We start from the raw sequence: 14722 nt of genomic DNA on the forward strand, positions 1-14722 counted from the left end.
TTTGCCATTTGTCTTGAAGAAAAGCCAAGTTTTTCTAATACGAAATCCTATGCATGTTTAGTACTAGGTTACTTTTTACCGTACATAAAAACAGGTATATGTTCGTGGGGGATTGCCTAAAATGGGACAAGCGCCACAAATTACCTATCACTTATTCGCACAAATCATTATAGATCTTTGGAGGGACAACACATGTCAGTAAAATGGGAAAAATTAGAAGGGAACGATGGCGTTCTAACGGTTGAGGTTTCAGCAGAAGAGTTCACAACAGCTCTTGACGAAGCATTTAAAAAGGTTGTAAAACAAGTTTCTATTCCTGGATTCCGTAAAGGGAAAATTCCACGTGGAATGTTTGAACAACGTTTTGGTGTAGAATCACTATATCAAGACGCTTTAGACATCATCCTACCAACTGCATATCCTAATGCGGTTGATGAAGCTGGAATCGAACCTGTAGATCGTCCTGAAATCGATGTTGAACAAATCGAAAAAGGAAAAAGCTTAATCTTCACTGCTAAAGTTACAGTAAAGCCTGAAGTAAAATTAGGTGAATATAAAGGTCTAGAAGTTGAAAAATTAGACGATACTGTATCTGATGAAGATGTTGATAACGAATTAAAACAATTACAAGAGCGTCATGCTGAGCTAGTAGTAAAAGAAGAAGGCGCGATTGAAAACGGTGATACTGCAGTTATCGATTTTGATGGATATGTTGATGGAGAAGCATTCGAAGGTGGAGCTGCTGAAAACTATTCATTAGAAATTGGTTCTGGATCTTTCATTCCAGGATTTGAAGAACAATTAGTTGGTTTAGAAGCGGGTGCAGAGAAGGATGTAGAAGTAACATTCCCAGAAGAATACCACGCTGAAAACCTTGCGGGTAAACCAGCAGTATTCAAAGTGAAAATTCACGAAATCAAAACAAAAGAACTTCCAGCTCTTGATGATGAGTTTGCAAAAGATGTTAACGAAGAAGTTGAAACTCTTGATGAGTTAAAAGCTCAAACAAGAACTCGCCTTGAAGAAGCGAAAAAATCTGAAGCAGAAAACCAACTACGTGATTCACTAGTTGATAAAGCTGCTGAAGGTGCAGAAGTTGATATTCCAAATGCATTAATTGAAAATGAAATTTCACGTATGATGCAGGAATTTGAGCAACGTCTACAAATGCAAGGTATGAATCTTGATTTATACTTCCAATTCTCAGGTCAAGATGAAGAAGCGTTAAAAGCTCAAATGAAAGACGATGCTGAAAAACGCGTTAAATATAACTTAACACTTGAAGCAATTGCTAAAGCTGAGAACATTGAAGTTTCTGACAAAGATGTTGAAGCAGAATTAGCGAAAATGGCTGAAATGTACAACATGCCTATTGAAAACATTAAACAAGCACTTGGTGGAAACGCTGAAGGCTTAAAAGAAGATTTAAAAGTTCGCAAAGCGATCGATTTTCTTGTAGAAAATAGCAAAGTTGTTGCATAATATAATAAAAGGAACAAGGCGCGAGCACATCGTGCCTTGTTTTATACAATCATGTTTTATTTATATTCCTTTGGGAATGATATAAGAAAGCTAATACATACATAAACATTAAGTAAGAGAATATTAAGATCATCAACATTTTTGGGAAGAGCCCTCAGGTTGGGAGCTTTTTCAATGCCGAGTGGTTTCATTTCCTGTCAATGCTTCTCTTATGGTAAAATGCAGTACATACCGTTTTTATTTGTTTTAATTAGGGACATCTACCTGCTGACCTGAATAGTTGAAAGAATTAGTAGGGGTAAGGTGGAAATGTTTTGATTTAGATAAAGATACAAGGGGTGAAACAATGTTTAAATTTAACGACGAAAAAGGACAATTAAAATGTTCATTTTGCGGAAAAACACAAGATCAGGTACGTAAGCTAGTAGCTGGACCTGGAGTATATATATGTGATGAATGTATTGAACTTTGTACAGAGATTGTTGAGGAAGAGCTTGGTACAGAAGAAGAAGTTGAATTTAAAGATGTTCCAAAACCTAAAGAAATTCATGAAATATTAGATGAATATGTTATTGGCCAGGATAATGCCAAAAAATCATTAGCTGTTGCCGTTTATAATCATTACAAACGTATTAATTCAAACAGCAAGATTGATGATGTTGAGTTATCAAAAAGTAATATTTCTATGATTGGGCCTACAGGTAGTGGTAAAACGTTATTAGCCCAAACATTAGCAAGAATTTTAAATGTCCCTTTTGCTATTGCTGATGCTACTTCTTTAACAGAAGCTGGATACGTAGGTGAAGACGTTGAGAATATCTTACTAAAGTTAATTCAAGCTGCTGATTATGATGTAGAAAAAGCTGAAAAAGGTATTGTTTATATCGATGAAATTGATAAAGTGGCACGTAAATCAGAAAACCCGTCAATCACTCGTGACGTTTCTGGTGAAGGTGTACAGCAAGCATTACTTAAAATTCTTGAAGGAACTGTGGCTAGTGTTCCTCCTCAAGGTGGAAGAAAGCATCCTCATCAAGAATTTATTCAAATTGATACAACAAACATTCTCTTCATTTGTGGAGGAGCATTTGATGGAATCGAACAAATTATTAAACGTCGTCTAGGACGAAAAGTAATTGGATTTGGTTCAGATAATAAAAATGCTGATCTTGATAAAAAAGCTCTTCTTTCACAGGTTTTACCTGAAGATTTATTGAAGTTTGGATTGATTCCAGAGTTTATCGGTCGTTTGCCTGTCATTGCAAGCTTAGAGCCGTTAGATGAAGAAGCATTAGTTGAGATCTTAACAAAACCTAAAAATGCTCTTGTTAAACAATATCAAAAAATGCTTGATTTAGATGGTGTTGAACTTGAGTTTGAAGATGGAGCTCTTCTTGAAATTGCTAAAAAAGCAATTGAAAGAAAAACTGGTGCACGTGGTCTTCGTTCCATAATCGAGGGCATCATGCTTGATATGATGTTCGATTTACCATCTCGTGAGGACATCGTTAAAGCCATTATTACTGCTGAAACAGTTTTAGGGGAAACACCACCTAAACTTGTACTTAGCGATGGTACAGTTATTCAAGAGGATAAAAAAACATCTGCATAACATAATCTTTTAAAAGGAAGTTGGTTTAACCAGCTTCCTTTTTTTGATGCCTTTTCCAATCCACCTCCTGTAAATACTTGTATTGAAATCATGTTTATTCCTGCTAAAGCTAGGAGATACTAGCTATAAATAACCGCTTCTTACAAGGTTTATCCATTTTAATTTTGCCTTTCCTAGGCAAAAACGAAAGTCGCCTTTTGTCCCTTTAGATTAACGAACATTTCATACATAGATGTGGAAATCTTTTTATGGGGCAAAACAAGCTTTTACTAACCTCTCGAAGAGTTACTTTTAACAAAGTATTATGCTTCGTTTACTTTTCACCGTAGCGGTAACAAGACATCTTTGCAGGAGGGACGCCAATGAGTTGGACGAGTATCGCGCTGTTTATTCAGCTGTTTTTTGGGATTATTATTGGAATGTATTTTTGGAATTTATTAAAGAGTCAACGTACTCAAAAGATATCAATTGACAGAGAATCAAAGAAAGAAATGGAACAATTAAGAAAAATGAGAGCTATTCGGTTAACCGAACCTCTTGCAGAAAAGGTACGCCCAAAAAGTTTTAATGATATAGTAGGACAAGAGGATGGTATTCGTTCGTTACGTGCTGCGCTATGCGGTTCAAACCCTCAACATGTCATTGTATATGGACCACCAGGTGTAGGGAAGACAGCGGCTGCTAGACTCGTTTTAGAAGAAGCTAAGAGAAATAAAAGATCACCATTTAAAGAAAATGCTGTATTTGTAGAATTAGATGCTACAACAGCAAGATTTGATGAAAGAGGGATTGCTGATCCTCTCATTGGATCTGTTCATGATCCAATTTATCAAGGTGCTGGAGCAATGGGGCAAGCTGGAATTCCTCAGCCTAAGCAAGGAGCTGTATCTCATGCTCATGGGGGCGTTTTATTTATCGATGAAATCGGTGAACTTCACCCTATTCAGATGAATAAGTTATTAAAAGTACTTGAAGATCGTAAAGTATTTTTAGAAAGCGCTTATTATAATGAAGAAAATACACAAATACCAACACATATCCATGATATTTTTAAAAATGGTCTACCAGCTGATTTTAGGTTAATAGGAGCTACAACAAGAACACCTAATGAAATACCACCAGCCATTCGTTCTAGATGTCTTGAAGTATTTTTTAGAGATTTGGAACAGGAAGAACTGGCAGTTGTGGCGAAAAAAGCAGCAGATAAAGTAGAAATGGAAGTAAGCGACAAGGGAATTGATCTCTTAACTTCCTATGTTAGAAATGGCCGTGAAGTTGTAAATCTTATGCAAATTGCTACAGGTATGGCAATGTCAGAAGACAGGAAAGAAATTACTGTTGAAGATATCGAATGGGTTATTAATTCAAGTCAGTTAAGCCCAAGATTTGAAAAGAAAATTGAAGATAACTCAAGAGTCGGTTTAGTAAATGGGCTTGCCGTTCATGGTCCTAATACAGGGGCATTGTTAGAAATTGAAGTCACCGTCATTCCTTCTCAAAAAGATAAGGGCACCATTAATATAACAGGAATTGTGGAAGAGGAAAGTATTGGTGATCGATCTAAATCCATTCGTAGAAAAAGTATGGCAAAAGGCTCGATTGAGAATGTTATTACTGTTCTACGTTCTATGGGCATACAAGCAGATGATTATGATATTCATGTGAATTTTCCAGGTGGTACACCAATTGATGGCCCATCAGCAGGAATTGCAATGGCCACAGGAATTTTCTCAGCTATTCATAAGATTGCCATTAGCAATAAAGTGGCCATGACTGGAGAAATTAGCATTCATGGAAATGTAAAGCCTATAGGCGGAGTTATTCCGAAAATAAAGGCGGCAAAAAAGGCTGGTGCAGATATAGTCATTATTCCAAAAGAAAACATGCAATCCATTCTAAAAGAAATTGATGGGATAACGATTATACCGGTAACAAATCTTCAAGAAGTCTTTGATATAGCACTTGTTGATCCACCAACTGAAAAGCCATTGCAACACGAAGATTCACCTTCATTTCCACATCAAGAATCTGTATAAAAGAGTTAATCTTAAAGAGATCTCCTTTACAATAAAGAAGATCTCTTTCCTTTTTTAAGCTTCGGTCAACTCTAGTCATTTCCAATTTTATCTTAATGAGAATTCCGGAATTTCCTTTTTCAACTTATCGTATTGGGGTATACTACCTATTGACTAAAGTAGTTTAATTAGACACTTGAAAAAGAATAAGATAGAATTGAACAAGAATGAATTATCATGTCATGGAGGTGTAAACGCATGGCGAAATCAAATAATCAAATTGTCCCCCTCCTACCACTAAGAGGCTTGTTAGTATATCCAACAATGGTACTGCACCTTGATGTAGGAAGAGAAAAATCTGTTCAGGCGTTAGAAAAGGCTATGATGGAAGATCATATTATCTTTTTAACGACACAAAAAGAGATTTCGATAGATGAGCCAAACAAAGAAGATATTTATGAAATAGGAACATTGACTAAAATTAAACAAATGTTGAAATTACCAAACGGTACAATCCGCGTACTCGTTGAAGGAATAGAGCGAGGTAAGATTCAACGTTTTGTTGATGAGGATGAATACTATTCTGTTGAAGTTTCTATTTATAAAGACCCTGAAGAGAAAAGTGTAGAAGAAGAAGCTTTAATGCGAACAATGTTAGAATATTTTGAGCAATACATAAAGCTTTCTAAAAAAGTGTCTGCTGAAACATATGCAACCGTTTCTGACATTAATGAGCCAGGACGAATGGCTGATATTATTGCTTCGCATCTTCCTTTAAAATTAAAGGAAAAACAAGAGATATTGGAAACCCTTGATGTGACAGAACGATTGAACAAAGTGATTTCCATTATCCACAATGAAAAAGAAGTACTTCAGCTGGAGAAAAAGATTGGCCAACGAGTTAAAAAGTCCATGGAGCGTACGCAAAAAGAATATTATTTACGCGAACAGATGAAAGCCATCCAAAAAGAGCTTGGTGAAAAAGAAGGCAAGCTTGGAGAGGTTTCAACGATGAAGGAACGAATTGAAGAAGTGGGAATGCCAGAACATATAAAAGCAGTGGCTTTAAAAGAACTGGACCGCTATGAAAAAGTTCCTTCAAGTTCAGCCGAGAGTGGCGTTATTCGAAATTACATTGAGTGGCTCCTGTCTCTACCATGGTCAAAAGCAACTGACGATCGTTTAGATGTGAATGTTGCTGAGGAAATCTTAGACGAAGAACACTATGGCCTTGAAAAGGTTAAAGAGCGTGTAATTGAGTATTTAGCGGTACAACAATTGACCAATTCATTAAAAGGGCCAATTTTATGCCTTGCAGGACCTCCGGGAGTTGGGAAAACATCATTAGCTCGTTCAGTAGCTAAATCGTTAAATCGAAATTTCGTTAGAATATCACTTGGTGGAGTAAGAGACGAATCCGAAATTCGTGGACATCGACGTACATATGTTGGTGCAATGCCTGGAAGAATTATTCAAGGTATGAAGAAGGCCGGAACAATTAATCCTGTGTTCCTTTTAGATGAAATCGATAAAATGTCCAGTGATTTTAGAGGAGATCCTTCTGCAGCTTTACTGGAAGTGTTAGATCCTGAGCAAAATCATAACTTTAGTGATCACTATATTGAAGAAACATATGATTTATCGAAAGTTATGTTTATTGCAACAGCTAATAACCTTGCTACAATTCCAGGACCATTGCGCGATCGTATGGAAATTATTAATATAGCTGGTTACACGGAACTGGAGAAAATTCATATTGCTAAAGATCATCTACTACCAAAGCAATTACAAGAACATGGACTTAAAAAATCACATCTGCAAATCCGTGAAGATGGAATTCAAAGCATCATTCGCTATTATACAAGAGAAGCCGGGGTTCGTGGGCTAGAGCGCCAGTTAGCAGGAGTGTGTCGTAAAGCTGCTAAAATGATTGTAAAAGAAGAGCGGAAGAAGATCATTATTACGGACAAAAATATTGAAGAATTTCTTGGGAAAAAACGCTTTAGATATGGACAAGCGGAACTTGAGGATCAGATTGGTGTTGCAACTGGTTTAGCTTATACAACAGTTGGCGGCGATACCCTATCGATTGAAGTATCAGTAACGCCTGGTAAAGGAAAGCTGATTTTAACCGGGAAGCTTGGCGATGTTATGAAAGAATCTGCTCAGGCGGCATTTAGCTATATTCGCTCGCGTGCTGAAGAGCTGAACATTGAACGTGATTTTCATGAAAAGAATGATATTCATATCCATGTTCCTGAAGGTGCTGTACCTAAAGATGGTCCATCAGCAGGTATAACAATGGCTACAGCGTTAATTTCAGCATTAACAGGTAGAGCCGTAAGAAAAGAAGTTGGAATGACAGGAGAAATCACTTTACGTGGTAGAGTACTTCCAATTGGTGGCTTGAAAGAGAAAACATTGAGTGCTCATCGTGCTGGTTTGACTAAGATTATTGCACCAAAAGACAATGAAAAGGATTTGGATGATATTCCAGATAGTGTTCGAAATGAACTTACCTTTGTCTTAGTTTCACATTTAGATGAAGTGTTAAAACATGCGTTAACAGAGGAGAAATAATGAAAGTAACAAGTTCAGAAATCGTTATAAGCGCAGTTAAGCCTGCTCAATATCCAGAAGGAGATTTACCGGAAGTAGCATTAGCAGGTCGTTCTAATGTTGGTAAATCATCCTTTATTAATAAATTGCTAGGTAGAAAAGGATTAGCCCGAATTTCATCAAAACCAGGGAAAACACAAACATTAAATTTTTATATCATTAATGAAATGCTACACTTTGTTGATGTGCCTGGATATGGATATGCCAAGGTTAGTAAAAAGGAGCGTGAAGCATGGGGGAAAATGATTGAAACCTATATCACTTCTCGTGAACAGTTGCGTGCTGTTATCCTTTTAATTGATCTTAGACATCCTCCAACAAGTGATGATGTGCTGATGTATAACTTCCTAAAGCATTATGACATTCCAACAATCGTTGTGACGACCAAAGCAGATAAAATTCCTAAGGGTAAGTGGCAAAAGCATGCTAAGGTGATAAAAGATGCCCTAGAAATTGATAAAACCGATCCATTAGTTATTTTTTCATCAGAAACCGGCTTAGGTAAAGATGAAGCTTGGAAAACGATCCTTCATTATACGTCATAAAGTTTGGTTTAAAGCAATTTACAAGTAAATCAGCAAAGAAAAATGCTTGGAGGCATATTATGCTCCAAGCATTTTTCATATCACCCATTATCTTCAAGAATCGGCAGCAATTAAGCGGAGAAATTCCTTTTAATGAGGAAATAGCACGCGAAATAGATTAAATAAACGGAAAGTTTCCGTCTATTTAATCAAAAAAGCTGGAAATGGGCCATTTTACTTTACTTAACCGGAAAAACTCCGCTTATATCCCTTAACTGAGTTCCATTCTTCAGTATAACCGGAAAAGCTCCGTGTATTTAAATGATCTGTTACTCAATTAATGGTAGTTAAAGATCATTTATAGCACAACAATCGGAATAACAATGAGCTTGCGAATTTTCATGTTCACACAAATTATGTCACCATGTTAAAAGGGTTTGGAAATTCAAGGCGTATTTTACCGTTCATTCCATTTCATTAAACTTCATATATATCAACAAAAAAGAAGCAGTCTTATTCACTTGCGAATAAGACTGCGAATTGGTGCGCTATTTTAGTTATTGTATGCCAAAACCGAACCGGTTATGGAAATATACCAGAGTCTTTTGGTGTTATCAACATCGACATATTTCAACAAAATGTGGGAAGTGACAGGCACCCTATCTCCTTCTCCGCAGCACTAACAATAAAGCACCAATAACAATAAAAAGTAGTGGCCAGTAAGTTTCAATAAAGTCTACACCGTTTTCGATGATCGTTAGGGATTGAATAATTTTATGGAAAAAGTGTAGAAATAAGCCTATAGCTAATATAATAAGACCTTGCTGATAACCGGTTTTAGTTTTTGTAGCAGTTAAAATTATCCCAAGAGACAAGATGAATAAAAAAGCAGCAGGATAATCAGGCCAAGAAGCAATCTTGCTAGCAAAGTGAAAGTGGATACCAAGGCCTGCTAAAATGATTCCTGGTAAAATGGCTGACGCATCTTGTTCAAAATGACCACTAACTAAAAACGTAAGTCCAAGTAAAATTAATAAAAAAGGCCAACTGTTTTGTCCTTCAAATAAATGAATATTTAATTTTTGGATAGAATAAAAAATGCCAATTCCTAATAGTAGCATTGTTGGTAATAATGTAATTTTTTTCATTGTCCACCTCTTGCATGAATAGTATATAAGGAAAACCTGTCCGTTGTGGTCGGAGAATTTAATTGATATGTTTCCTTGTCCAAATCAATAGCTTGATTAACTTCGTAATTTTTGTTATTGTACAGAGTGAATAGTATGAGAATGATGTCAGAGAATGTAGAATTTCTTATAGAAAAAACAGTGTTTTTTGTGAACAAATACACACGACCATTAATAAGTTGAAAATGGTGTGAATCAGTGAAATAATAAACATATTTTATCATAACATATAGTTTCAAAGACTGTTCACATTTTTTAGAAGAGAAAAAAATCAATCGTGATATACTAGAAGTAGAGATCCTTGTACATGGGGGTGTATAAGAAAATGCATATACTTGTTGTCGGCTTAAATTATAAAACAGCCCCTGTTGAAATTCGCGAAAAGCTCTCGTTTCAACCTCAAGAGCTAACAGATGCGATGAAACAGTTAAAAGAACAAAAAAGCATACTTGAAAATGTCATTGTATCTACCTGCAACCGTACAGAAATATATGCTGTAGTAGATCAACTTCATACAGGACGTTATTATATTAAAGCATTCTTGGCAGATTGGTTCGGACTAGAGAAAGAAGAGATTTCACCGTATTTAACTATTTTTGAACAAGATGGTGCATTAGAGCATTTATGTAGGGTAGCATGCGGATTGGATTCTATGATTTTGGGTGAAACTCAAATTCTGGGACAGGTTCGTACTAGCTTTTTACAGGCCCAGGAAAACAACACAACAGGAACAGTATTCAATCAGCTGTTTAAGCAAGTAATCTCATTGGCTAAACGTTCACATTCAGAAACTGATATTGGAGCAAATGCTGTTTCAGTTAGTTATGCAGCAGTTGAACTTGCTAAGAAAATCTTTGGTGACCTTCGTTCTAAGCACGTACTCATTTTAGGTGCGGGTAAGATGGGGGAATTAGCTGTGCAAAATCTGCATGGCAGTGGTGTAGGTAAAGTTACTGTTATGAATAGAACGTTGCAGAAGGCTGAAGAGCTTGCTAATCGTTTTAATGGAAAGGCAAAAGGAATAAACGAACTTCAGTGTGGATTAGTGGAAGCGGATATTCTTATTAGTTCAACTGGTGCTAAAGATTTTGTTATTACTAAAGAAATGATGACACATGTGGAAAAAATGAGAAAAGGTCGCCCATTATTTATGGTCGATATTGCTGTGCCACGTGATTTAGATCCTAAGCTTGCGGATTTAGATAGTGTATTTCTTTATGATATTGATGATTTACAAGGGATTGTTGAAGCAAACTTACAAGAGCGTAAAGTTGCAGCGGAAAAGATTGAACTGATGATCGAAGCGGAGATTGTTCAATTTAAACAATGGATTAATACGCTTGGGGTTGTACCTGTTATTTCAGCACTTCGTCAAAAAGCTTTAAATATTCAAGCTGAAACGATGGAAAGTATCGAGCGAAAAATGCCTAACTTAACTGAACGTGAAAGAAAAGTTTTAAGTAAGCATACAAAAAGCATTATTAATCAATTGCTTAAAGATCCGATTGTAAAGGTAAAAGAGCTATCTGCAGAGGCTAATGCACAGGAATCATTGGATTTATTTATGAAAATCTTTAATATCGAAGAAGCTGTTGAAGAGCAAATGAAAATGGATAAATCAGATAAACAAACTGTTCATGCAAACGATCCGATTTATCGTGCTTCACTTCAATCGTAAGTGAAAGGACCTTTCATTATGGAGATGAGCTTAAGCAGAATTAATGAATTAACCATAATACTTTATGCTATTTGTGTACTCTTATATTTTATAGATTTTCTTAATAATAACCGGAAGGCGAATCGAGCTGCCTTCTGGTTACTTTCTATTGTTTGGCTATTACAAACAATTTTTTTATTTGTTCGTATGTTTGAAACAGGTAGATTTCCTGTTTTAAATGTGTTTGAAGGGCTTTATTTTTATACATGGGTGTTAGTCACATTGTCACTTGTTTTAAACCGTTTTCTTAAAGCGGAATTTATTATCTTTTTCACAAACGTAATAGGCTTTATCATGATGGCCATACATACTTTTGCCCCAGCTCAATACGAGTCGGCTGCTGTATCAAGTCAGCTTGTCTCGGAACTGCTATTAATTCATATTACGATGGCCATACTTTCTTATGGGGCGTTTTCACTATCGTTTGTGTTTTCGATCCTTTATACCATTCAATATAATTTACTCAAAAAGAAAAAGTGGGGAAAGCGCCTTCTTCGATTAGAAGATCTTTCAAAACTCGACCATATGTCATATGTATTAAATGTTATCGGCGTACCTATGCTGTTATTAAGTTTAATTTTAGGGGTTATTTGGGCCTATATTAAAGTAGCTCATTTTCAATGGTATGATGCGAAAGTGCTAGGGTCATTTATGGTGTTAGTGACGTATGGGATCTATCTTTATATAAGAATTGTGAAAGAATTACAGGGCAGGTCTGTTGCTCTTTTAAACATAGCATCGTTTTTAGTTTTATTAATTAACTTTTTCTTGTTTGGTAGTCTATCAAGGTTTCATTTTTGGGATTCATGATTGGTTGCTTTTAGACATAGTAGGAGGAGCATATGCGAAAAATAGTTGTTGGATCTAGACGTAGTAAATTAGCATTAACACAAACAAATTGGGTAATTAATCAGTTAAAATCTTTTGGTTTACCGTTTGAATTTGAAATCAAGGAAATTGTGACAAAAGGTGATCAAATTTTAGATGTAACTTTATCAAAAGTTGGAGGAAAAGGCTTGTTCGTAAAGGAAATCGAGCAAGCAATGATGAACGGTGAAATTGATATGGCTGTTCATAGTATGAAGGATATGCCTGGGATTTTACCGGAGGGTTTAACGATAGGATGCATTCCAAACCGTGAGGATCACCGAGATGTTCTTATCTCTAAAGATCATAAAAAGCTTTCAGATTTACCAAGTGGAGCAATTGTCGGAACAAGCAGCTTGAGACGAAGTGCGCAGCTTTTAATTGAAAGACCTGACCTCGAAATTAAATGGATTAGAGGAAACATAGATACTCGCTTAGAGAAGCTGAAAACAGAAGATTATGATGCAATTATTCTAGCTGCAGCAGGCTTGGCACGCATGGGCTGGAGTCAAGACGTTGTTACTGAATTCTTAGAGCCGGAAATTTGCCTACCAGCAGTAGGGCAAGGTGCTTTAGCAATTGAATGTCGCGCGGATGATCTAGAATTGTTAGATCTTTTTGCAAAATTCACTGATTTGTCTACGAAATTAGCCGTTACTGCTGAGAGGACCTTCCTTACTAAAATGGAGGGTGGATGCCAAGTACCTATTGCTGGATTTGCAACAGTAAATGAAAAGGAAGAAATTGAATTTACAGGTCTTATTGCCTCACCTGACGGGAAAGAAGTGTATAAACAAACGGTTACAGGAACAGATCCAGTAGCATTAGGGAGTAAAGTCGCAGAAACATTAACAAATCAAGGAGCTAAAGCCCTAATCGACCGGGTAAAAGAGGAGTTAGATCAATAATGGGGGAGATCCGTCCTTTACAAGGGAAACGGGTTTTAATTACTAGAGCAAAGTCTCAAGTAGAAGAATTTATTCAAAAAATTGAAGAAGAAGGCGGAGTCGGGATATCCGCTCCGCTTCTAGAAATAAGACCTAAAAAATCAAATGAATCTATTATTCAACAAACGCTTACAAGATTACATGAATTTGATTGCATTGTGTTTACGAGTGCAAATGGTGTTATTTACTTTAAAGAGTTCTTAGATCGATTTGGAATTCCTTATGAAGCATTACAGCATATGATTGCCGCTTCTGTTGGAAGAAAAACGAGTAAGCAAATGGAGAAACTAAATCTCAATGTTTCTGTTATACCTGAAGAATTTGTGGCTGAAAAGCTGGCAGAAAGCATAGGGGAAAACCTTTCTAAATCTTCAAAAATCCTTGTGATTAGAGGAAATCTATCAAGACCAGTTTTGATAACAGAATTAAAAAAACAAGGTTTTAACACAGAAGATTTAATTGTCTATGAAACAATACATAATAAAAGAGAAGCTGCTAAGCTTATTTCATATCTCAAAGAAGATCAGCTAGATTACATAACCTTTACAAGCTCATCTACTGTTGACAGCTTTATGAAAGTACTACATAAATCAGAACTCATGGAGCATTTGAGTAAAGTTACCTTCATATGTATCGGCCCACTTACGAATAAAACGTTAAAAGAATATGGATTTATAGGTGTTATGCCTGTTTCCTATACAATTGATGACATGGTGAAGTTAATGGTTGAATTAGAACAAAACCGGGAGGATAATCAATGAATATTCAATTTACAAGACACCGCCGTTTACGTAACAGCAATAACCTAAGAGCAATGGTGAGGGAAACACATCTTCGCCCAGAGGACTTTATTTATCCAATTTTCGTTGTAGAAGGGGATAATAAGAAAAACGAAGTTCCATCAATGCCAGGTGTTTACCACTTGTCTTTAGATCTACTGAATCAAGAAATTGAAGAGGTTGTTTCGTTAGGGGTTAAGTCTGTTATCTTATTTGGTGTTCCTGATGAAAAGGACGATGTAGGAACTCAAGCTTATCATGATAATGGAATTGTTCAACGTGCAACTAGACAGGTAAAAGAATCCTTCCCTGAATTAGTTGTTGTTGCGGATACATGTCTATGTCAATATACAGATCATGGACATTGTGGAATTGTTGAAAATGGACAAGTATTAAACGACCCTACCCTTGATTTGCTTGCACGTACCGCTATCAGCCAAGCAAAAGCAGGTGCCGATATTATCGCTCCTTCAAACATGATGGATGGCTTTGTAGCTGCAATCAGACATGGGTTAGATGAAGCTGGCTTTGAACATATTCCGGTTATGTCTTATGCAGTTAAATATGCAAGTGCTTTTTACGGGCCGTTCCGTGATGCTGCACACAGCACACCACAATTTGGTGATCGAAAAACATATCAAATGGATCCTGCTAATCGTGATGAAGCATTAAGAGAAGCTCAGTCCGATTTAGAAGAGGGTGCGGACTTTTTAATTGTAAAACCGGCATTATCTTATTTAGATATTATCCGTGATGTGAAAAATCAATTCAACGTTCCTATTGTTGCTTATAATGTTAGCGGTGAGTATTCTATGATTAAAGCAGCTGCACAAAATGGATGGGTTGATGAAAAAGCATTGGTGATGGAAATGTTAGTCGGAATGAAACGTGCAGGTGTTGATTTAATTATTACATACTTTGCAAAAGACGCAGCACGGTGGATAAGGGAAGATCAATAAGGGAAAGCCTTTTA

The 14722-nt window shown here is 36.3% G+C and carries 11 protein-coding genes; 10 read left to right on the plus strand and 1 reads right to left on the minus strand.

What is annotated here, in order from left to right; genetic code table 11:
* Positions 1 to 192: 192 nt before the first annotated feature.
* From tig to yihA, 5 genes are all read left to right on the plus strand, one after another.
* Positions 193 to 1482 carry a trigger factor gene (gene tig / locus COD11_RS06250; protein ID WP_098795899.1) on the plus strand — a complete coding sequence of 430 codons (1290 nt, stop codon included), beginning with the start codon at positions 193 to 195 and terminating at the stop codon, positions 1480 to 1482.
* Positions 1483 to 1828: 346 nt separating this feature from the next.
* Complete coding sequence (gene clpX / locus COD11_RS06255; protein ID WP_098795900.1) at positions 1829 to 3094, plus strand: ATP-dependent protease ATP-binding subunit ClpX; 1266 nt, start codon at positions 1829 to 1831, stop codon at positions 3092 to 3094.
* Positions 3095 to 3456: 362 nt separating this feature from the next.
* A complete protein-coding gene (lonB, locus tag COD11_RS06260) occupies positions 3457 to 5130 on the plus strand; it encodes an ATP-dependent protease LonB (RefSeq protein WP_098795901.1) in 1674 nt (557 codons plus the stop codon).
* 237 nt (positions 5131 to 5367) lie between these two features.
* Positions 5368 to 7689 (plus strand): endopeptidase La, encoded by a 2322-nt coding sequence (lon, locus tag COD11_RS06265; protein ID WP_098795902.1) that lies wholly within the window; start codon positions 5368 to 5370, stop codon positions 7687 to 7689.
* Positions 7689 to 8273: a ribosome biogenesis GTP-binding protein YihA/YsxC gene (gene yihA, locus COD11_RS06270; protein ID WP_098795903.1), complete on the plus strand. Its 585-nt coding sequence runs from the start codon at positions 7689 to 7691 to the stop codon at positions 8271 to 8273. Before lon ends, yihA begins: the two co-directional genes overlap by 1 nt.
* Positions 8274 to 8911: 638 nt before the next feature.
* Here the strand turns inward: yihA and COD11_RS06275 are convergent.
* The gene (locus COD11_RS06275) at positions 8912 to 9400 is read right to left on the minus strand and encodes a LiaF transmembrane domain-containing protein (RefSeq protein WP_098795904.1); all 489 of its coding nucleotides are present in this window, start codon (positions 9398 to 9400) and stop codon (positions 8912 to 8914) included.
* 364 nt (positions 9401 to 9764) lie between these two features.
* Here COD11_RS06275 and hemA point away from each other — a divergent pair, with 364 nt between their 5' ends.
* Genes hemA through hemB form a run of 5 tightly spaced genes read left to right on the plus strand, consistent with a single transcriptional unit; the run spans position 9765 to position 14708 of the window.
* Entirely contained in the window at positions 9765 to 11117 is a 1353-nt protein-coding gene (gene hemA / locus COD11_RS06280; protein WP_098795905.1) for a glutamyl-tRNA reductase, read from the plus strand.
* Positions 11118 to 11135: 18 nt separating this feature from the next.
* On the plus strand, positions 11136 to 11966 hold the full coding sequence (locus COD11_RS06285) for a cytochrome C assembly family protein (RefSeq protein WP_373995074.1): 831 nt from the start codon (positions 11136 to 11138) through the stop codon (positions 11964 to 11966).
* Positions 11967 to 11998: 32 nt separating this feature from the next.
* Positions 11999 to 12931 carry a hydroxymethylbilane synthase gene (hemC, locus tag COD11_RS06290; protein WP_098795906.1) on the plus strand — a complete coding sequence of 311 codons (933 nt, stop codon included), beginning with the start codon at positions 11999 to 12001 and terminating at the stop codon, positions 12929 to 12931.
* Positions 12931 to 13731 carry a uroporphyrinogen-III synthase gene (locus COD11_RS06295; RefSeq protein ID WP_098795907.1) on the plus strand — a complete coding sequence of 267 codons (801 nt, stop codon included), beginning with the start codon at positions 12931 to 12933 and terminating at the stop codon, positions 13729 to 13731. The genes hemC and COD11_RS06295 overlap by 1 nt, the downstream gene beginning before the upstream one ends.
* Positions 13728 to 14708, plus strand: coding sequence for a porphobilinogen synthase (gene hemB, locus COD11_RS06300; protein ID WP_098795908.1), 981 nt, complete (start codon positions 13728 to 13730; stop codon positions 14706 to 14708). The genes COD11_RS06295 and hemB overlap by 4 nt, the downstream gene beginning before the upstream one ends.
* Positions 14709 to 14722 lie beyond the last annotated feature (14 nt).

The organism is Bacillus sp. AFS040349, assembly GCF_002577655.1.
Classification (GTDB): domain Bacteria; phylum Bacillota; class Bacilli; order Bacillales; family Bacillaceae; genus Metabacillus.